We start from the raw sequence: 19,412 nt of genomic DNA, 5'->3' as shown, positions 1-19,412 counted from the left end.
TTATCAGTCAGCTGTTTGCCTCGGCAGACAGCTCAACCGCCAGCAGCGATGAATCGCTGCTCGCGCGTTACCGCGAGGGCGACGGCGCGGCGTTCGAGATCTTGTACGCCCGCCATCGCCAAGGCTTGTACCGATTTTTACTGGGGTTGAGCGGCAAACCGGAACTGGCCGACGAAGTGTTTCAGGAAACCTGGCTCAGCCTGATCCGCAGCACCAGTCAGCCACAAGGGCGGGCGACATTTCGTACATGGCTGTTTCAGATTGCCCGCAATCGCCTGATCGACCACTGGCGCAAACACGGCGCCCGCCAACCGCTGCACGACAGCTACGACGAGCAAAATCACGCGGTCAGCGATGAGACGAACGATCCCGAACAACTGCTTAGCCTCAGCCGTGACAGCCAACGCCTGGAAAGCGCCCTGCAAACCCTGCCCGCCGACCAACGCGAAGTGTTCCTGCTGCGCGCCCACGGCGACCTCGACCTGGCACAAATCGCCAGCCTCACTGAAACACCGCTGGAAACCGTCAAAAGCCGCTTGCGCTACGCCCAGCAAAAACTGCGTCGGCTGCTGGCCGAGGAGGTACTGACATGACTGACGCCCGCCAGAATCCCGAAGAACAACTGCTCAAGCATTACCGTGAGCAGCATGCCGAGCCACCTGCACACCTTGATGCATTCATTCTTGAGGCGGCCCGCCGCGAAACCCCGTCACCACAGCCAGGTCTGTGGCAACGCTGGCTCGACGCCTGCCGCAAACCACGCTGGCAAGTGGCGTTCGCCAGCCTCGTTGGTGTCGCCCTGATGTTATCGCTGGTACAACGCGCGCCCGAGCCGCAAGGGCAATACGACTTCGCCCCGGCTGCCAAACTTGCCGCACCGCTGATGCGTAAACAAGCCCCCGAAGCATTGCCAGCACCCGCCGGCGGCATGGCCGCACCCGCGCCAATGGCGGAAATGGCCGCACCGCAGCAAAGCGAAGCCATCAGCGCCGACGAAGCCAAACTGAGTAAACGCAGCGCCGCCCCGGCCAATGGCCTCGACGCGCAACTGCGCGAAGTCCTGCGTCTGCGCGAATCCGGCCAATCGCAGGCCGCCGACAGCCTGTTCAACAACCTGCACAAACGCTACCCGAACGCCGATCTCGACGCCCGACTCCTACAGTTGCAGAAAAAATGACCGACTGATGCCCCAGCCATTTGGCATTGCCCCGCAAAAACGCGCACTATCGGGGCATTGCCAATACGCTGGAGGACAACGTGGCAGCAAAAATTGACCGCATCGCCCAACTGCTCAACTGCCCGGACAAGGGCGAAGAGATGCGGCGCGCGATTACTGAAGCGCGTAAGGAATTTCTGCTTAACCAGCCGGAAGAAGATGTCGTTGAGGAAGACGATGTTTTTGAGGAAGTTGAGGAGGAAGAAGTCGACGATGATTACGACGAGTTTGACTGGACGACGGAGTGACATTCATCGCGTAGCTCCACCACCCTCTAATTACCGAGCGTTGAGGGTGGTCGGACAGTGATGCTAGAGGAACAACGGTCAATTTTCTTGGGGCTACCCAAGAAACTACCCAAGAACTGCCTCAGAAACTACCCAAGAAGCTATCTGACCCGACTCAAGTACAAGGCTCGAACCGTCAAGTTTTACTTGATGGTTGCCCAGTTTTGAAACTCTGGTCGGGTATCGTTCGAGAGTTAGAACATCAGCGTGTCAGACAGCAACAGGCAGGTACGTCATCTTTAGCGGTATCAACCGCTTGGTTTCCGAATCCGTCTGCCCATAATGCTCAATCAACGCGCGCACCAGGTTGTCCAGCGTCCAAAGCGTCAGCGGTACATTGGCACGCTCGGCTTCGTAGTAAGCGTCCTTGCTGAAACCGCCGGTACTGACATAAAGCCCCCGATCATCCTTGTGCCGTCCACCAAGGAAGCTACGGATTTGCTGACTGCCCATCTGCTCTTTGCGGTGCTTAACCTCCACGATGATTCGTGGATTCTCGAATCCGAAGCCATCCGGTGATGCGATGATGTCCTTCCCGCGATCAGGGCCGGCCGGGGAAACCTGTGTCTTGTAACCCATCGCTCGCAAAATCCCGGCAACAAGGTGCTGCATATCGTCCCAAGGTAAGGCGCTGATCAAATCCTTGATACGTTCGAGCGCCAGACTTTCCATTCCTGCCAGAGGATCGCTGTCCGGATATTCTTCTTCAACTGGCGGTAGCGCAGGAGGCTTGTTTCCAGCGGCCATCGCTTTCAATTCTTGGAGCGCAAAGTCCGGAACGACGAACACCGTAAGTGTTGAGCCGAGACTGTTTTTGCTCGAAGAGGTGAGGCTATCTCGGTCGACTTCTTGATCGATCCACTGCACTGGGCGTGTCAGTGACATGCCGAGGTCGGCCAAATCAGGGTTATGTTTGAAATCACCGATGATCTTGCCGACGAGATAGGTGCGGTTGGCGGGAGAGTACGTAACGACCCAATCGCCGGGCTGAATTTCATTGATAAAGCGCCAAACCTGCGATGCACCTGATATGGCTGTGCCGGGTTTGATGTTGGGCTCAATGTCTTGATAGAGGCGAGTGACTTCCTTGCGCGACATCCCTGGCTTGGCAAGCGGTGCGAGCTGCGACCATCCGATTGCGACCACGCCGCGCTCTCGGAAATCATCGTACAGGCGACCAGACTCGCCACGGATCATCCACATCTTGGTCATATCACCTCCTTGGTTTTTGATTTTCGTATGCGATTGCTAGTTTTCCCGAGCGACATCTCGTCGCGCATCGCAAGAATCGCAGAGTAAGGTAGATACTTTAGTCATGGGCGGCAAATGCTGAAAATATCTTCGATAACGTTTAGTCCTTGGACAGATGGGGCAGTTGTCAACTCTAAGTTGACAACTGCCCCATCTGTCCAAGCCTTGCGAATCATTTGCCAGAAAAAACCAACGCCCACAAAAAAGCCCCGAACCATCACAGTCCGGGGCTTTCTCGTTTAAATCAATGGTGCACCAGGCGGGATTCGAACCCACGACCCCTGCCTTCGGAGGGCAGTACTCTATCCAGCTGAGCTACTGGTGCAGCGGGCGACATCATACCTAGGTCGGCTCGGGGCGTCCATGCTGGGTTTGAGCAGGTATTGTCAGTACGCGTGTCCGCGCAAATCGCGGTATTCCATAAAGCGGTAACGTCCTGCAAAACCCTCGCTTGGCGCTTTTGCGGGACTGTTCTATGGTTTTGCTGCGGCTGAGGCTTTAGGCGCGTTGATCTGAAAAATTCCACAAACACGCCGTTTTTGTTCTTTTTTTCGAACGACCTATTGTCCTTTAACCCCTTTGATCCTACGATCCGTTTGAGATTTCAAACGCTCGTTGACCGGGCGTTGAAGCGCCGGTGTTTCGAATCGTGCACGGTTGATGCGCCACGCCCGGTCTCTGATTTCCCTGACGGCAGCCTTGCGAGGCGCCTTTCTACAATCATAATTTTGCTCCGCGCAGGCCGCGGTGCTGTTAAGGAAAGCCGACATGCAGCTTAAAGACACCCTGTTGTTCCGCCAGCAAGCCTTCATTGATGGCGCTTGGGTCGATGCGGACAACGGTCAGACGATCAAGGTCAACAACCCGGCCACCGGCGAAATCCTCGGTACCGTGCCAAAAATGGGCGCCGCCGAAACCCGCCGTGCCATCGAAGCCGCTGACAAAGCGCTGCCGGCCTGGCGTGCACTGACCGCCAAAGAGCGTGCCGGCAAGCTGCGTCGCTGGTTCGAACTGATGATCGAGAACCAGGACGACCTCGCGCGTCTGATGACCCTCGAGCAGGGCAAGCCGCTGGCCGAAGCCAAAGGCGAAATCGTTTACGCCGCTTCGTTCATCGAGTGGTTCGCCGAGGAAGCCAAGCGCATCTACGGTGATGTGATTCCGGGCCACCAGCCAGACAAGCGCCTGATCGTGATCAAGCAGCCAATCGGCGTGACCGCGGCAATTACCCCGTGGAACTTCCCGGCCGCGATGATCACCCGTAAGGCCGGCCCTGCGCTGGCTGCCGGTTGCACCATGGTGCTCAAGCCTGCTTCGCAAACGCCATTCTCCGCTTTCGCCTTGGCCGAACTGGCTCAGCGCGCGGGTATTCCTGCGGGCGTGTTCAGCGTGGTCTCCGGCAGCGCTGGCGACATCGGCAGCGAGCTGACCAGCAACCCGATCGTGCGCAAGCTGTCCTTCACCGGTTCGACCGAAATCGGTCGTCAGCTGATGTCGGAATGCGCCAAGGACATCAAGAAAGTTTCGCTGGAACTGGGCGGCAACGCGCCGTTCATCGTGTTTGACGACGCGGACCTGGATAAGGCCGTCGAAGGCGCGATCATTTCCAAGTACCGCAACAACGGGCAGACCTGCGTCTGCGCCAACCGTCTGTACATTCAGGATTCGGTCTACGACGCGTTCGCCGAGAAGCTGAAAGTGGCCGTGGCCAAACTGAAGATCGGCAACGGTCTGGAAGACGGCACCACCACTGGCCCGCTGATCGACGAAAAAGCCGTGGCCAAGGTGCAAGAGCACATCGCTGACGCCGTAGCCAAAGGCGCCACCGTGCTGGCTGGCGGCAAGCCAATGGAAGGCAACTTCTTCGAGCCGACCATCCTCACTAACGTGCCGAAAAACGCTGCTGTGGCCAAGGAAGAAACCTTCGGTCCGCTGGCGCCGTTGTTCCGTTTCAAAGACGAAGCCGAAGTGATCGCCATGTCCAACGACACCGAGTTCGGTCTGGCCTCCTACTTCTACGCTCGCGACCTCGGTCGTGTGTTCCGTGTTGCTGAAGCGCTGGAATACGGCATGGTCGGCGTCAACACCGGGCTGATCTCCAACGAAGTCGCGCCATTCGGCGGCATCAAGGCCTCGGGCCTGGGCCGTGAAGGCTCCAAGTACGGCATCGAAGATTACCTGGAAATCAAATACCTCTGCCTGGGCATCTAAGCCCTGTAAGAGATCGCTGTAAACGCAAAGGGCACGAGAGCGCTGTCCCTTTGCGTCGTTTCAAACCGGAATTTTCTCTGCGGCCAGGAACGCCGTGGCAGTCGATCATCGCATGCTGCCACCGTCGATTTCTCCCGCTTAATCCTTGAACCACGCCGCCCGATGAGCGGCGAATGAGGACTGTAATGAGCAAGACTAACGCAGAACTGATGGCCCGTCGTACCGCAGCAGTTCCACGTGGTGTTGGCCAGATTCACCCGATCTTCGCTGAATCGGCGAAGAACGCTACCGTGACTGACGTTGAAGGTCGTGAGTTCATCGACTTCGCTGGCGGCATCGCGGTGCTGAACACCGGCCACGTGCACCCGAAAATCATCGCCGCCGTGACCGAACAGCTGAACAAGCTGACCCACACCTGCTTCCAGGTGCTGGCTTACGAGCCGTACGTTGAGCTGTGCGAAAAGATCAACGCCAAGGTTCCGGGTGATTTCGCCAAGAAAACCCTGCTGGTGACCACCGGTTCCGAAGCCGTGGAAAACGCCGTGAAAATCGCCCGTGCCGCCACTGGCCGCGCTGGTGTGATCGCCTTCACTGGCGCTTACCACGGTCGCACCATGATGACTTTGGGCCTGACCGGTAAAGTCGTGCCGTACTCGGCTGGCATGGGCCTGATGCCAGGCGGCATCTTTCGCGCGCTGTACCCGAACGAACTGCACGGCGTGAGCATCGACGATTCGATCGCTTCCATCGAGCGCATCTTCAAGAACGACGCCGAGCCGAAAGACATCGCCGCGATCATCATCGAGCCTGTGCAGGGTGAAGGTGGTTTCTACGTTGCGCCGAAGGAATTCATGAAGCGTCTGCGTGCTTTGTGCGACCAGCACGGCATCCTGCTGATCGCTGACGAAGTACAAACTGGCGCTGGCCGTACCGGTACGTTCTTCGCCATGGAGCAGATGGGCGTTGCTGCCGACCTGACCACCTTCGCCAAATCCATCGCTGGCGGCTTCCCGCTGGCCGGTGTCTGCGGCAAGGCTGAATATATGGACGCCATCGCCCCAGGCGGCCTGGGCGGTACCTACGCCGGTAGCCCGATCGCTTGCGCCGCGGCCCTGGCCGTGATGGAAGTGTTCGAAGAAGAACAACTGCTGGATCGCTGCAAGGCTGTCGGCGAGCGTCTGGTCACTGGCCTGAAAGCCATTCAGGCCAAATACCCGGTCATCGGCGAAGTCCGTGCCCTGGGCGCGATGATCGCGGTCGAGCTGTTCGAAAACGGCGACAGCCACAAGCCAAACGCGGCTGCAGTGGCGTCTGTTGTGGCCAAGGCGCGCGACAAGGGCCTGATCCTACTGTCCTGCGGCACCTACGGCAACGTTCTGCGCGTACTGGTACCGCTGACTTCGCCGGACGAGCAGTTGGACAAAGGTCTGGCGATCATCGAAGAGTGCTTCTCCGAGCTCTGATCTGCCTGTGATCTGATCGACAAAAAACCCGCTGCGGCGGGTTTTTTTACGCCCTTTGAAACTCATCTGCGCATTCGCACTGTATCGAATGGCCAGCATTGGCTAAGGTTCAGGCATTGCAAGGGAGCGCGCGCATGACTGCCGTTGAATTACCCGCTGTACCGCGAGTGTTGATTGCCGAGGCCGATCCGTGGTCTCGCGATCTGATCAAACAAGTGTTGCTGAACGTGCGTTGCGACGCACGGCTGGATCTGTGTGCCGATGGCCAGCAAGCCATGTCGATGCTCAGTGAGGTGCCGTATGACCTCGCTATCGTTGATTGGGAGTTGCCCGGCATCGACGGTTTGAGCGTGCTGCGCAGCGTGCGGCAGCGCAAACGCAACCCGCCGTTGCCGTTCATTCTGATGAGCAGCCGCAACGACAGCGCCAGCGTGCGCGAAGCGATTCCGTTGGCGCCTACGGCCTATCTGACCAAACCACTGAACATGGAGAGCCTGACCGAGCGTTTGCAGGGTTTGCTGCTCAATGCCGGTGAAGAGGTGTCCTGTGAGGTGCCGACATTGGCGCCGGGTATGACCTTGTCGGTGTTTCTCGAGCGCCGTCGCGAGCAGGCCGATGGTGCGCCACTGATGACCGATGTGCAGGTGGCGGTTAAACGCAGCCTCAACCCCAACGGGCTGGATCTGAAGCTGCTGGAAGAAGAGATTCGCACCGACCCACAAATCACGGCGGTGCTGATTGCTGCGGCCAACAGCGCGGCGCAGCACCATGGCGAGCCGGTGCAAACACTGGCGCAAGCCCTGCATCGGCTGGGCACCGGGCAGAGCATGAACCTGATTCTGGGTCTGGCACTCAAGCGCAGCGCCAGGCTCAGCGATCCATGTCTGGCGGATTACGCTGAGCGTTACTGGGGCCTGTCGCTGCATACCGCTGAATACGCGCGCACCCTGGCGCGCCTGCTCGATCTGGATCAGGAACGCTGTTACTGCGCGGGCATGCTGCATCGTCTGGGTGATCTGGCGCTGTTGCGTTGTCTGCAGGAGTGGAAACAGGCCGGCGGAGAGCTGGATGAGTGGGAGGAGGTGGGCGAGGCGCTGGCGGAGTTTGGCGCCGCTTATGGTTCGGCCTTGCGCACCCGCTGGCGATTGCCGCTGGAGCTGCGCGAGTTGATCGCGTCGGTCTATCAGCTCGGTGGCGGGGTGTATTCCCGTGAGGCGCTGGTGATGAACATGGCGGCGCAGATGGCGCGTCTGACCGAGCATGAGGGCATTGAGGAACTGGCGAAGAGCCGCACGGCGCGGTTGCTCAAGATCGGGCTGCCAGAATTGATGCGGATGCGTAAATAACCCGGATTCACCGGCATTCCAAATGTGGGAGCGAGCCTGCTCGCGAAGACGGATTGTCATTCAGCACATCATTGCCTGATACGACGCCTTCGCGAGCAGGCTCGCTCCCACAGTGGGTTTGTGTTGAGGCGGGAGGACAGGGATCAGGCAGAGATAATCCGATTCTTGCCCTGCCGTTTTGCCTCATACATCGCCCCATCCGCGCGGGCGAACAGGCTGTCGAGGCTCTCGTCTGCTTCGGTAAGACAGGTCAAGCCCTGACTGACGGTGATGCCGAATGTCTGGCCATCATGGCTGAAGCTCAATCGCTGAATCTCCTGCTGCAGCCGTTCAGCCACTTGCATGGCCATGTCCGGGGCACAACCGGGAAACACCGCCGCAAACTCTTCGCCGCCAATCCGCCCGAACAGATCGCCCCGGCGTAACGAGCCGCGTCCGCACTCGGCAATCCGCTGCAGCACGTTATCGCCTTCCGGGTGGCCGTAGGTGTCGTTGATCATTTTGAAATCATCGATATCCAGCAGCAGAAAGGCCATTTGCGCGCCCTGCACCCGCGCTTCTTCGAACGCGCGGTTGGCGCACTCGAAGAAGTGCCGACGATTGCTGCTTTGCGTCAGCACGTCGGTGGTCGCCAGACGGTGCAGCTCGGTTTCCATCTGCTTCTTGTCAGTAATGTCTTCGGCGATGCCGACGATGATCACCGGTTGCCCGGGTTCGTCCTGACGGTTGATGAAGCATTTGTCGCTGAGCCAGCGTACCTGGCCGTCGGCGGCGATGATCCGGTATTCGCGATCTTCAACCGCGCCTTTGTGCAGCACTTCGGCGAGGCTGCGTTCGGCGTAGTCGAGGTCGTCGGGGTAGATGCTGTCGCGCCACTGGTTATAGTCAGCGAGCAGCAGGCCGGCGGAGCGGCCGAAAATCCGTTCATAGGCGGGGCTGACGTACAGCACTTGCCGGGTTTCCCAGTTGAAGGCCCAGAGCACGGCATTGACGCTGACCAGCAAGGAACTGAACAGCTGCTCACGTTCGCTCAGACGGGCGACTTCGCCCTGGGCGTGCATCAACGCCATGAGGGTTTGCGCGGCCTCGGGCCACTGCGGGAAGGATGAGTCTTTTTGATTGTTGTTGACCATCGGCACAGATCTCAAAGGACGTGCCGCAATTCGACAACGGCCCCAATACAGCCCGCCGGGATGGCGAAGTGTCTTTGAGATAGGCGATTTTTGGCGAAGTTCCCACCGATGGCGGGGTTCCGCCGGGCGGTGAGTGGCGACGCGTTTTAGCTGTTAAAACGCGTCGTCAGGTTTTGCGACTGCTGCGCAGCCGCACGGGAGCAGGCTCCCTCGCCACATCAGACCGCTGCAGGACGCAGCGAGTAGGTTTTCAACTGGTCAGCAAATTCGCGCAGGGACTGGATGCCACTGGCTTCTGCCTCGTGAATCCACTCTTTGATGGCCGCGAGCATGTCGTGGCCATTTGCGCTGGTCTTGACCCAGATCTGCTGCAGGGCCAGGCGTTTTTCGTAAATTACCTTCAGTGCGTGGCTGTGCTCGAGCATGGTCTGGATGCGCAAGTGATGACGATCTTCCAGCAGGCTGGTTTCCCGCGACAGCAGACGTTTGGCGCGGTGGAACTGGTGACGCACCGAATGATCGACCTTGGCCAGCTCTTGCTTGACCAGCGGGCCGATCACCAATTTGCGGTACTGGGCCATGATCTGGAAGCGGTTGTTGAGGATGGCCATGGCGGTGTCCATGTCCAGATTGCCCTTGCCTTCGACACGGTGGGCGATCGGCGCCACACGCTGAACCTTGGCCAGACGCAGGAAACAGAAGACTTTGATCCACGCCCAACCGAGGTCGAACTCCCACTTTTTCACCGAAAGCTTGGCCGAATTAGGGTAGGTGTGATGGTTGTTGTGCAGTTCTTCGCCGCCGATCAGGATGCCCCATGGCACCAGATTGGTCGCCGCGTCGCGGCATTCGAAGTTGCGATAGCCGACCGCATGGCCCAGGCCATTGATCACGCCAGCAGCCCACACCGGGATCCACATCATCTGGATGGCCCAGATGGTGATGCCGATGGTGCCGAACAGCAGCAGGTCGATAACGCCCATGATCGCCACGCCCAGCAGCGGGTAGCGGCTGTAGACGTTGCGTTCGATCCAGTCTTCGGGGCAGTTCTTGCCGTAGATGCGCAGGGTTTCCGGGTTCTGCGCTTCGGCGCGATACAGCTCGGCGCCGGTACGCAGCACGGTGGAAAGACCTTTGATGACCGGGCTATGCGGGTCGTCTTCGGTTTCGCACTTGGCGTGATGTTTACGGTGGATGGCGGTCCACTCGCGGGTGTTCTGCGCCGTGGTCAGCCACAGCCAGAAACGGAAAAAGTGCTTCAGGCCGGCATTCAGCTCCAGCGAGCGATGGGCCGAGTAGCGGTGCAGATAGACCGTGACGGCAACAATTGTCACGTGGGTCATCAGCAGGGTGACTGCGACCAGAGACCAGGCCGACAAGCCAAGAAAACCTTCGTACCACATAGGCTATAGGGCCCTCGATAAAGATAAAAACAGCCGTTGCATTATCACCAAGCACACAGATAAAACCAGTCGCCCTTTCAGATAAGAGTCGCTGGATGTTTCTTGACCTATAATTCCAACCTTTTTGTGGGGACATGGATAGCCGAATGCGTGCCACTTACCGCGATGCCTTGCGTGCAGCGCTGCTCTATCTCATGCTTGCCGCTGTCTGGCTGCAGGGTACTGATCATTTATTAAACAATTTCTTCGATAACTCCGTCGATCTTGCCCGATGGCAACTGATCAATGGTTACGTGTTTGCGGTGCTCAGCGCCGGGCTGATCTTCCTCGCGCGAGCACGCTTGTGTGAGTTCCTCGGGATTGGTGCACGTTTGCGCGAGCGCCACGCTGATCGCGAACGCCTGCGTCAAGCGGCAGCCGTGTTCGATTGCACTCGCGAAGGGGTGTTGGTCACCAACCACCAAGGGCTGATCGTGCACGTCAATCGCGCGTTCATCGAGATCACCGGTTATCAGCGCGAAGAAGTCCTCGGGCAGCAGCCGAGTCTGTTCAAGTCCGGCCATCATCCGCCGGGGTTCTATCAAGCGATGTTCGCCACTCTGGAATCGCAGGGCGAATGGAGCGGCGAGATCTGGAACCGGCGCAAAAGCGGCGAGATTTATCCACAGTGGCAAACCATCCGGGTCATTCATGATGATCAGCGCCGGCTCAGCCATTACGTCGCGGTGTTTTCCGACATCAGCGCAATCAAGGATTCCGAACACGAGCTCAAACACCTTGCGCACCACGATCCGCTGACCGATCTGCCCAATCGCCTGCTGTTCAGCGACCGTGCCGAACAGGCACTGGCCTCGGCGCAGATCCACAAGCGCGGCTGTGCGTTGCTGATGCTCGATCTCGATCATTTCAAAATGATCAACGACAGCCTCGGCCATAACGTCGGCGATCGCTTGCTGAAGGCGGTGGCGGCGCGCCTGCAAGCGCTGTTTGGCCCCGGCATTACCCTGGCGCGCCTGGGGGGCGACGAGTTCGCGGTGCTCGCGGAAAGTTGTCCACAGCCGGTGCAGGCAGCGGCGCTTGCGCAACGGATTCTCGATGCGCTGAAGGAGCCGTTCTACATCGATGGCCATCAGCTGTTCATCAACGCCAGCCTCGGCATCAGCCTGTTCCCCAGTGACGCCTTGAGCGCAGAGCAACTGTTGCGCAATGCCGATGCGGCGCTGTTCAAGGCCAAGAGTAGCGGGCGTAACGGCTACGCCTTGTACACCGAAGAACTCACCGCCCACGCCCAGCAACGTGTGGAGATTGCATTCGAGCTGCGCCGCGCGCTGGAGCAGCAGGAACTGCGGGTGTACTACCAACCGGTGCATGACTTGAAAACCAGTCGCCTGATTGGCGTTGAAGCGCTGGTTCGCTGGCAGCACCCGCAGCGTGGCCTGGTGTCGCCGGCGGAATTCATCCCGATTGCCGAACGCACCGGGTTGATCGCCGATATCGACGCGTGGGTGATGCAGCAGGCGTGCCGGCAGATGTGCCAATGGCAGCAGGCCGGGGTGGTGCTGTCATTTGTCGCGGTGAACGTGTCGTCGCGCCTGTTTGCCCGGCGCGAGTTGTACCAGCAGGTGGCGCAGGTGCTACATGAAACCGGACTGGATCCGGCGTATCTGGAGCTGGAAGTCACTGAAAGTGCGGTCATGGATGATCCGGAAGTGGCGCTGGAGCAGATGCACCGTTTGCGCGAGTTGGGTATTCGCCTGGCCATCGATGATTTCGGCACGGGCTATTCCTCATTGCTGCGGCTCAAGCGGCTGCCGGTGCAGAAGCTGAAGATCGATCAGGGTTTCGTCGCCGGGTTGCCGTGGGACGAGGATGACGTGGCGATTGTCCGGGTGATCATCGCGCTTGCGCGGAGCATGGGCATGCAGGTGCACGCCGAGGGTATCGAGCAGGTTGAGCAGGCGGCGTTTTTGCTGGGGCAGGAATGTGGTCTGGGGCAGGGGTATTGGTTTGGGCGGCCGGTTCAAGCGCAGGAGATTGATTGGGCAAGAACACCGGTGATTGGTTAAAAGATCAAAAGATCGCAGCCTCCGGCAGCTCCTACACCGATCCCTGTAGGAGCTGCCGAAGGCTGCGATCTTTTGCTCCACCAACGCGCAAACCCTTGCCGTGCCACATAATGTTTTCTGGTTATATAAACATTCTTAAATAGTCTTTTTAAGAATATATGTGCCTCTCTTATATTGCTCCCACGCCGAACGCAGTGCCGCCCACTGCCAGGCATATCCCATTCAAGGAGCAGCACCATGAGCGCATCCCTTCGCAGCGTTGACGGTCAGGACGAAAGCACCATCTTGCGTGAAATCCAGAGCGCTCTGCGCGATCTGCGGTTCGGCGCGGTGGAGATCACTGTGCACAACGCGCAAGTCGTACAGATCGAACGCAAAGAGAAATTCCGTTTGCAGCAACCGGGCAAACAACCGGGCTAAAAGATCGCAGCCTGCGGCAGCTCCTACAGGGGGCTGTGCATAGGAGCTGTCGAAGGCTGCGATCTTTGAACCGACAACACGATTCCCGAAATACATAAGAAAAAGCCACCATCCAGAATTCCAGGAGCTTTCACCATGTCGTCGATTCGCCGTTACGCTTTGGCCGCACTGGCCAGTGCTGTGTTTGCCGGTTCCGCCGTTGCCAAGGATTACGAACTGCTCAACGTCTCGTATGACCCGACGCGCGAGCTGTATCAGGACTACAACGCTGAATTCATCAAGTTCTGGCAGAAAGATCACGCCGGCGACACCGTGAAAATCCAGCAATCCCATGGTGGTTCGGGCAAGCAGGGCCGCGCAGTGATCGACGGTCTGCGCGCCGACGTTGTGACCCTGGCGCTGGCCGGCGACATCGACGAAATCGCCAAACTCGGCAAAACCCTGCCCGCCGATTGGCAGAAACGTCTGCCGGACGCCAGCACCCCGTACACCTCGACCATCGTGTTCCTGGTGCGCAAGGGCAACCCGAAAGGCATCAAGGACTGGGGCGATCTGGTCAAGAACGACGTCTCGGTGATCACCCCGAACCCGAAAACCTCCGGCGGCGCCCGCTGGAACTTCCTCGCCGCTTGGGCCTACGGTCTGAAAGCCAACGGCGGTGACGAAGCCAAAGCCAAAGAATACGTACAGACCCTGTTCAAACACGTGCCCGTGCTGGACACCGGCGCTCGCGGTTCGACCATCACCTTCGTCAACAACGGTCAGGGCGACGTGCTGCTGGCCTGGGAAAACGAAGCGTTCCTGGCGTTGAAAGAAGATGGCGGCGCCGACAAGTTCGACATCGTCGTGCCTTCGCTGTCGATCCTCGCGGAGCCACCGGTGGCCGTGGTCGACAAGAATGCCGAGAAGAAGGGCAACGCGCAGATCGCCGAAGCCTACCTGAAACATCTGTACAGCCCGGCCGGTCAGGAGATTGCCGCAAAGAACTTCTACCGTCCGCGTGACAAGGACGTGGCCGCGAAGTACGCCCAGCAGTTCCCGAAACTGGAACTGGTGACCATCGACAAGGACTTCGGCGGCTGGAAAACCGCGCAGCCGAAATTCTTCAATGATGGTGGCGTGTTCGACCAGATTTATCAGGCGCAGTAATCTCACCCTTAACCAGCCTGATGTTTGGGCACATGACATGTGGGAGCGAGCCTGCTCGCGAAGGCGGTATTTCAGGCGACAAGGATGTTGACTGATACTCCCTCTTCGCGAGCAGGCTCGCTCCCACATTGATGCGTTTTTAACCAGGGACTTTTATGTCGCGTCGTATCTCCCCCGTCATACCCGGCTTCGGGCTGACGCTGGGCTACACCTTGGTGTACCTCAGCCTGATTGTGCTTATCCCGCTGGCGGCGATGTTCGTCCACGCCGCCCAACTCACCTGGGATCAGTTCTGGACGATCATCTCCGCGCCGCGTGTGCTGGCCGCTTTGAAGCTGAGCTTCGGCACTGCGCTGTGTGCGGCGATCATCAACGGCATCATCGGCACGCTGCTGGCGTGGGTGCTGGTGCGCTACACCTTCCCCGGGCGCAAGGTGATCGACGCGATGATCGATCTGCCGTTCGCCCTGCCGACTGCGGTGGCCGGTATTGCGCTGACCGCGCTGTACGCGCCGGCCGGTCTGGTCGGCCAGTTCGCCGCCGACCTCGGTTTCAAAATCGCCTACACGCCGTTGGGCATCACCCTGGCGCTGACCTTCGTCACCCTGCCGTTCGTAGTACGCACGGTGCAGCCGGTGCTGGCCGATATTCCCCGTGAAGTCGAAGAAGCCGCCGCGTGCCTCGGTGCGAAGCCATGGCAGGTGTTTCGCCACATTCTGGTTCCGGCCTTGCTGCCCGCCTGGCTGACCGGGTTTGCCCTGGCCTTTGCCCGTGGCGTCGGCGAGTACGGCTCGGTGATTTTCATCGCCGGCAACATGCCGATGAAAACCGAGATCCTGCCGCTGCTGATCATGGTCAAACTCGACCAATACGATTACACCGGCGCCACCGCCATCGGCGTGTTGATGCTGGTGGTTTCCTTCGTCCTGTTGCTGCTGATCAACTTGCTGCAGCGGCGCATCGAAACCCCATAAGGAGGCGCGAACAATGTCCCAATCGTCTATTGCGGCCGCCTCTTCGGCCAACGCTGCGCGCCGTGGCAGTGCCACTTCGCGCAGAATCCTGATCGGTCTTGGCTGGCTGATCTTTTTCCTGTTTCTGCTGCTGCCATTGTTCATCGTGGTATCGCAGGGTTTGAAGAATGGCCTCGGCGCATTTTTCACCGCGATCTTTGAACCGGACGCACTGTCGGCACTGAAACTCACCGTGTTCGCCGTGTTGATTTCGGTGCCGCTGAACCTGGTGTTCGGTGTCAGCGCCGCGTGGTGCGTGAGTAAATACTCGTTCCGTGGCAAGAGCATGCTGGTGACGCTGATCGACCTGCCGTTTTCGGTGTCGCCGGTAATCGCCGGTCTGGTCTACGTGTTGATGTTCGGCGCACAAGGCCTGTTCGGGCCGTGGCTGCAGGATCACGACATCCAGATCGTCTTCGCCCTGCCGGGCATTGTGCTGGCGACGATCTTCGTCACCGTGCCGTTCGTGGCCCGTGAGCTGATCCCGCTGATGCAGGAACAAGGCACGCAGGAAGAGGAGGCCGCGCGCCTGCTCGGTGCCAACGGCTGGCAGATGTTCTGGCACGTCACCGTGCCCAACATCAAATGGGGCCTGATCTATGGCGTGGTGCTGTGTACCGCACGGGCCATGGGCGAGTTCGGTGCGGTGTCGGTGGTCTCCGGGCATATTCGCGGGGTGACCAACACCTTGCCGCTGCACGTCGAGATCCTCTACAACGAATACAACCACGTGGCCGCGTTCGCCGTGGCGAGCCTGTTGCTGATCCTGGCGCTCTTCATCCTGCTGCTCAAGCAGTGGAGCGAAAACCGTATCAACCGCCTGCGCGCCAGCGCCGCGGAGGAATAATTCATGTCGATCGAAGTGCGTAACGTCAGCAAGAATTTCAACGCGTTCAAGGCGCTGGACAACATCAGCCTGGACATTCACAGCGGTGAGCTGGTCGCGTTGCTCGGCCCGTCCGGCTGCGGCAAGACCACCCTGCTGCGGATCATCGCCGGCCTGGAAACCCCGGATAACGGCAACATCGTGTTCCATGGTGAAGACGTTTCCGGCCACGACGTGCGTGATCGCAATGTCGGTTTCGTGTTCCAGCATTACGCCTTGTTCCGCCACATGACCGTGTTCGACAACGTCGCATTCGGCCTGCGCATGAAACCGAAAAACCAGCGCCCGAGCGAAAGCCAGATCGCGACCAAGGTTCACGAACTGCTGAACATGGTGCAACTGGACTGGTTGTCGGATCGCTACCCGGAGCAGTTGTCCGGTGGTCAGCGTCAGCGCATCGCATTGGCCCGTGCCTTGGCGGTGGAACCGAAAGTGCTGCTGCTGGACGAGCCGTTCGGCGCCCTCGACGCCAAGGTGCGCAAGGAGCTGCGTCGCTGGCTGGCGCGCCTGCACGAAGATATCAACCTGACCTCGGTATTCGTGACCCACGACCAGGAAGAAGCGATGGAAGTCGCCGACCGTATCGTGGTGATGAACAAGGGTGTGATCGAGCAGATCGGCTCACCGGGCGACGTTTACGAAAACCCGGCCAGCGATTTCGTTTATCACTTCCTTGGTGATTCGAACCGCTTGCTGTTGAGCGACGACAACCACGTGCTGTTCCGCCCGCATGAAGTGTCGCTGTCCAAACATGAGCTGGAAGATCACCACGCCGCTGAAGTGCGCGATATCCGGCCGTTGGGTGCGACCACGCGGGTGACGCTGAAAGTCGAAGGGCAGACGGATCTGATTGAGGCCGAAGTGGTGAAAGACCATGACAGCCTGATCGGCCTGGCCAAGGGTGAAACCCTGTTCTTCAAGCCGAAGGTCTGGCAGAAAGTCGCCAACCTCTAAGATCAAAAGATCGCAGCCTTCGGCAGCTCCTACAGGGAAACGCATTCCAATGTAGGAGCTGCCGCAGGCTGCGATCTTTTAAGCGGCCTAAGCCGCCGCTTTGCGATTCGGATTGACTCGCACCACCCCCGCCCGCGCTTCGATCTGTTCTTTCAATTCATGGCGCATCCCGAGGATGAACGCCAACTCGGCGACGACAAACAACGGCCCGACAATCAGCCCCGATAAATCATCGACAAACGCCGGTTTGCGTCCTTCATAGTGATGCCCGACAAACTGGATCACCCAGCCGATCACAAACATCGCCAGGCCACTGCTTAGCCAGACCAGGGTGCTTTGCTGCGCCAACGCATGCCCGGCCCAGACCGATAGCCCCATCAGCACCGTCATCAAGACCCCCAGCTTCACTTCCAGCCGCAGGTAAAACCACGCCGAGGCCAGCGCCACGACAACGGCCGGAGATAGCCACAACACGCCCAGCGACCATTCCGGCCGCGACAACAAAACTGCCACGGCCACCACAATCAGCGGAATGCCGATAAAGTGGCTGGCGATGTTGCGCGGATCACGGTGGTAGGCGGCGTATTGACTGAGATGGTCGACGAGGCTTTTCATTGTTGTTCCTCCGGTAGGGTTGATCGCATCATCCCTCGGGATCAGGGTTCGCTCTGTCAGGCAGGCGACAGTCCAGGAGTGTTTATGCAAATACGTTCGCGGCTGATGCATGGCCAGTGGTTCAGTCATCTGCCGGCATCCTTTCAGGATAGTCTGCTGGCGACAGCGCGAGAGCGGCGGCTGACGGCGGGGCAACGCCTGTTCCAGCGTGGCGATGCGCCGTGTGGCTTGTACGCGGTGCTCGATGGCGCCGTGCGTATAGGCGCGGTGAGTGAGCAGGGCAAAGAGGCGTTGTTGAGTCTGGTGGAGGCGCCGCACTGGTTCGGCGAAATCTGCCTGTTCGATGGCCAGCCGCGCACCCATGACGCCTACGCGGTCGGGCCGTGCACCTTGCTCAATATTCCTCAGCCGACGTTACTGAAACTGCTCGACGAGCAGCCGGTGTACTGGCGACATCTGGCGCTGCTGATGAGTCATAAACTGCGTCTGGCCTTCATCAACCTCGAACAACTGAGCCTGCTGCCGGCCCCGGCACGTCTGGCCCATCGACTGCTGATGATCGCCGAAGGCTACGGCGAACTCGACGCGCCACGCCGCGTGCTGCAACTGCCGCAGGAGCAGTTGGCCTCGATGCTGTCGCTGTCGCGGCAGACCACCAACCAGATTCTCAAGGATCTGCAGGGGCAGGGGATTATCGGGCTCGGGTACGGCGAGATTGAAATCCTCGACGCCGCGCGATTGCGCAGCCTCGCCACGATCTAAAAACACCCATTCCAGACACCACGAACTTGTGGGAGCTGGCTTGCCAGCGATAGCGGAGCATCAATCGACATTGATGTTTGCTGAACGGCCGCCATCGCTGGCAAGCCAGGCTCCCACAGGGTTTCGGGCTTTCGTGACATCTCAGGCAAAGCACAGAACCTGTAGGAGTGAGCCTACAGGGGATTTTTATGGCGATCAGGAACCGCGATAGGTCGAGAAGCCGTACGGGCTGAGCAGCAGCGGGATGTGGTAGTGCTGATCGGTCTGCTTCACTTCGAAGATCACCGGAATCTCCGGGAAGAACGTGTCGTGCTTGACCTTCTTGAAGTACTCGCCGGTCTTGAACACCACCCGGTATTCACCTGCTTCGAAAGGCTGTTTGGCCGGGAACAGTTCGGCAATCCGCCCTTGTTCATTGGTTGTGCCTTGAGCCAGGGGCTGCCAGTTCTGGCCGACGTGTTTCTCCAGTGTCACGTCGATGCCCGGCGACGGCAGGCCGTTTTCCAGGTTGAGCACGTGCACGCTCAACGGGTTGCCGGCGGCGAGGGTCAGACTTGAAAAAGCGCTCAGGCCGAGCGCAGCGAGGGTCATGCGCAAAGTCGTCATGGATGAAACTCCTTATTGGGAACGGGTAGTGGCCAGACCGGTTTTCTCGGCCGCCTTGATTGCACAGTTTTCGTCTTGCTCACCGCCGCCGGAACCGGCCACGCCCATGGCGCCGACCAGTTCCGTGCCGAGGAACAGCGGAATGCCGCCGCCGAGTAACAGCAACTCGTCGAGGGTGTTGAGGTTGGTGGTTTCCGGGTTGCTGCGAGCACGCTCGGCAAACAAACGGGTGGCGGTTTTGCTCGACAGCGCGGTGTAGGCCTTGCGTTGGCTGGCGGCGGTGTTGTGCGGACCGATGCCGTCGCCGCGAAGGGTTACCAACAGATTGCCGCCCCGGTCGAGCACCGACACCGTGCCGGTGCAGTTGGCCAATGCGCTGTCAGCGAGCAGCCGTGCGGTTTTCAGGTCGAGGTCAGCGTGACGCGGCAGTTCCGGGCTGGCGACAGCGGCACCACTGAGGCCGATCATCAGGCTTGCAACGAAGTATTTGACGGTCATGGACAGGCTCCAAAAGCGAAGGTCGTCACCTTAATCGCCGGACTTCGTCAGAACCTCGTCAGTCTGATTACAAGTTTGTAATGGGCAACGCCGCCGAAGGCGCCTAGCCTGTACGCCTGATCAATCGAGGTGT

General features: G+C 59.3%; 19 protein-coding genes and 1 tRNA gene. 13 read left to right on the top strand and 7 right to left on the bottom strand.

Annotated features, from left to right (window positions below):
* Nucleotides 1-11 precede the first annotated feature (11 nt).
* Genes QZR14_RS17010 through QZR14_RS17000 form a run of 3 tightly spaced genes read left to right on the top strand, consistent with a single transcriptional unit; the run spans nt 12 to nt 1,464 of the window.
* The gene (locus tag QZR14_RS17010; RefSeq protein ID WP_250606529.1) at nt 12-593 is read left to right on the top strand and encodes an RNA polymerase sigma factor; all 582 of its coding nucleotides are present in this window, start codon (nt 12-14) and stop codon (nt 591-593) included.
* Nucleotides 590-1,177 (top strand): hypothetical protein, encoded by a 588-nt coding sequence (locus QZR14_RS17005; protein ID WP_311997186.1) that lies wholly within the window; start codon nt 590-592, stop codon nt 1,175-1,177. The genes QZR14_RS17010 and QZR14_RS17005 overlap by 4 nt, the downstream gene beginning before the upstream one ends.
* A gap of 20 nt (nt 1,178-1,197) precedes the next feature.
* Nucleotides 1,198-1,464, top strand: a complete 267-nt coding sequence (locus tag QZR14_RS17000) for a hypothetical protein (protein WP_311997185.1) — start codon at nt 1,198-1,200, stop codon at nt 1,462-1,464.
* A 249-nt stretch (nt 1,465-1,713) separates the two neighbouring features.
* Here the strand turns inward: QZR14_RS17000 and QZR14_RS16995 are convergent, their stop codons facing one another.
* Nucleotides 1,714-2,715, bottom strand: a complete 1,002-nt coding sequence (locus QZR14_RS16995) for a restriction endonuclease (protein ID WP_311997184.1) — start codon at nt 2,713-2,715, stop codon at nt 1,714-1,716.
* Nucleotides 2,716-3,002: 287 nt separating this feature from the next.
* Nucleotides 3,003-3,079: transfer RNA gene (locus QZR14_RS16990), tRNA-Arg, on the bottom strand.
* A 443-nt stretch (nt 3,080-3,522) separates the two neighbouring features.
* Here QZR14_RS16990 and gabD point away from each other — a divergent pair.
* From gabD to QZR14_RS16975, 3 genes are all read left to right on the top strand, one after another.
* Entirely contained in the window at nt 3,523-4,965 is a 1,443-nt protein-coding gene (gene gabD / locus QZR14_RS16985) for an NADP-dependent succinate-semialdehyde dehydrogenase (RefSeq protein ID WP_093440380.1), read from the top strand.
* 185 nt (nt 4,966-5,150) lie between these two features.
* Nucleotides 5,151-6,428, top strand: coding sequence for a 4-aminobutyrate--2-oxoglutarate transaminase (gene gabT / locus QZR14_RS16980; protein WP_007917687.1), 1,278 nt, complete (start codon nt 5,151-5,153; stop codon nt 6,426-6,428).
* Between the two features lie 134 nt (nt 6,429-6,562).
* Nucleotides 6,563-7,774, top strand: coding sequence for a response regulator (locus QZR14_RS16975; protein WP_311997183.1), 1,212 nt, complete (start codon nt 6,563-6,565; stop codon nt 7,772-7,774).
* Nucleotides 7,775-7,917: 143 nt separating this feature from the next.
* Here the strand turns inward: QZR14_RS16975 and QZR14_RS16970 are convergent, their stop codons facing one another.
* The gene (locus QZR14_RS16970) at nt 7,918-8,907 is read right to left on the bottom strand and encodes a GGDEF domain-containing protein (RefSeq protein WP_311997182.1); all 990 of its coding nucleotides are present in this window, start codon (nt 8,905-8,907) and stop codon (nt 7,918-7,920) included.
* 218 nt (nt 8,908-9,125) lie between these two features.
* Nucleotides 9,126-10,310 carry a delta-9 fatty acid desaturase DesA gene (gene desA, locus QZR14_RS16965; RefSeq protein ID WP_250606479.1) on the bottom strand — a complete coding sequence of 395 codons (1,185 nt, stop codon included), beginning with the start codon at nt 10,308-10,310 and terminating at the stop codon, nt 9,126-9,128.
* Between the two features lie 146 nt (nt 10,311-10,456).
* On the opposite strand from desA, the gene dibA reads away from it, so the two are divergent.
* The 6 genes from dibA (at nt 10,457) to QZR14_RS16935 (ending at nt 16,798) form a co-directional block, all read left to right on the top strand.
* Entirely contained in the window at nt 10,457-12,376 is a 1,920-nt protein-coding gene (dibA, locus tag QZR14_RS16960; RefSeq protein ID WP_311997181.1) for a phosphodiesterase DibA, read from the top strand.
* 237 nt (nt 12,377-12,613) lie between these two features.
* Nucleotides 12,614-12,796 carry a sulfur starvation response protein OscA gene (gene oscA, locus QZR14_RS16955; protein WP_007917682.1) on the top strand — a complete coding sequence of 61 codons (183 nt, stop codon included), beginning with the start codon at nt 12,614-12,616 and terminating at the stop codon, nt 12,794-12,796.
* Nucleotides 12,797-12,931: 135 nt separating this feature from the next.
* The gene (locus tag QZR14_RS16950; RefSeq protein ID WP_250606477.1) at nt 12,932-13,945 is read left to right on the top strand and encodes a sulfate ABC transporter substrate-binding protein; all 1,014 of its coding nucleotides are present in this window, start codon (nt 12,932-12,934) and stop codon (nt 13,943-13,945) included.
* Nucleotides 13,946-14,100: 155 nt separating this feature from the next.
* Nucleotides 14,101-14,919 (top strand): sulfate ABC transporter permease subunit CysT, encoded by an 819-nt coding sequence (cysT, locus tag QZR14_RS16945; RefSeq protein ID WP_007917680.1) that lies wholly within the window; start codon nt 14,101-14,103, stop codon nt 14,917-14,919.
* Nucleotides 14,920-14,932: 13 nt separating this feature from the next.
* Entirely contained in the window at nt 14,933-15,805 is an 873-nt protein-coding gene (gene cysW / locus QZR14_RS16940) for a sulfate ABC transporter permease subunit CysW (RefSeq protein WP_007917679.1), read from the top strand.
* 3 nt (nt 15,806-15,808) lie between these two features.
* Nucleotides 15,809-16,798, top strand: coding sequence for a sulfate/molybdate ABC transporter ATP-binding protein (locus QZR14_RS16935; RefSeq protein WP_110720850.1), 990 nt, complete (start codon nt 15,809-15,811; stop codon nt 16,796-16,798).
* Between the two features lie 87 nt (nt 16,799-16,885).
* On the opposite strand, the gene QZR14_RS16930 is transcribed toward QZR14_RS16935, so the two are convergent.
* Entirely contained in the window at nt 16,886-17,413 is a 528-nt protein-coding gene (locus tag QZR14_RS16930) for an Mpo1 family 2-hydroxy fatty acid dioxygenase (protein WP_311997180.1), read from the bottom strand.
* Nucleotides 17,414-17,497: 84 nt separating this feature from the next.
* Here QZR14_RS16930 and QZR14_RS16925 point away from each other — a divergent pair, with 84 nt between their 5' ends.
* The gene (locus QZR14_RS16925) at nt 17,498-18,175 is read left to right on the top strand and encodes a Crp/Fnr family transcriptional regulator (protein WP_250606475.1); all 678 of its coding nucleotides are present in this window, start codon (nt 17,498-17,500) and stop codon (nt 18,173-18,175) included.
* 195 nt (nt 18,176-18,370) lie between these two features.
* Here QZR14_RS16925 and uraH read toward each other — a convergent pair whose 3' ends face one another.
* Together uraH and QZR14_RS16915 are read right to left on the bottom strand one after the other, a co-directional pair.
* The gene (gene uraH, locus QZR14_RS16920) at nt 18,371-18,781 is read right to left on the bottom strand and encodes a hydroxyisourate hydrolase (protein WP_250606474.1); all 411 of its coding nucleotides are present in this window, start codon (nt 18,779-18,781) and stop codon (nt 18,371-18,373) included.
* A gap of 12 nt (nt 18,782-18,793) precedes the next feature.
* Complete coding sequence (locus QZR14_RS16915; RefSeq protein ID WP_311997179.1) at nt 18,794-19,279, bottom strand: GlcG/HbpS family heme-binding protein; 486 nt, start codon at nt 19,277-19,279, stop codon at nt 18,794-18,796.
* Nucleotides 19,280-19,412: the final 133 nt, after the last annotated feature.

This window comes from Pseudomonas sp. rhizo66 (assembly GCF_031931925.1).
Classification (GTDB): Bacteria; Pseudomonadota; Gammaproteobacteria; order Pseudomonadales; family Pseudomonadaceae; genus Aquipseudomonas.
The sequence above is the reverse complement of the archived record's forward strand: the minus strand, read 5'-3'. Positions and strand labels throughout refer to the sequence as shown.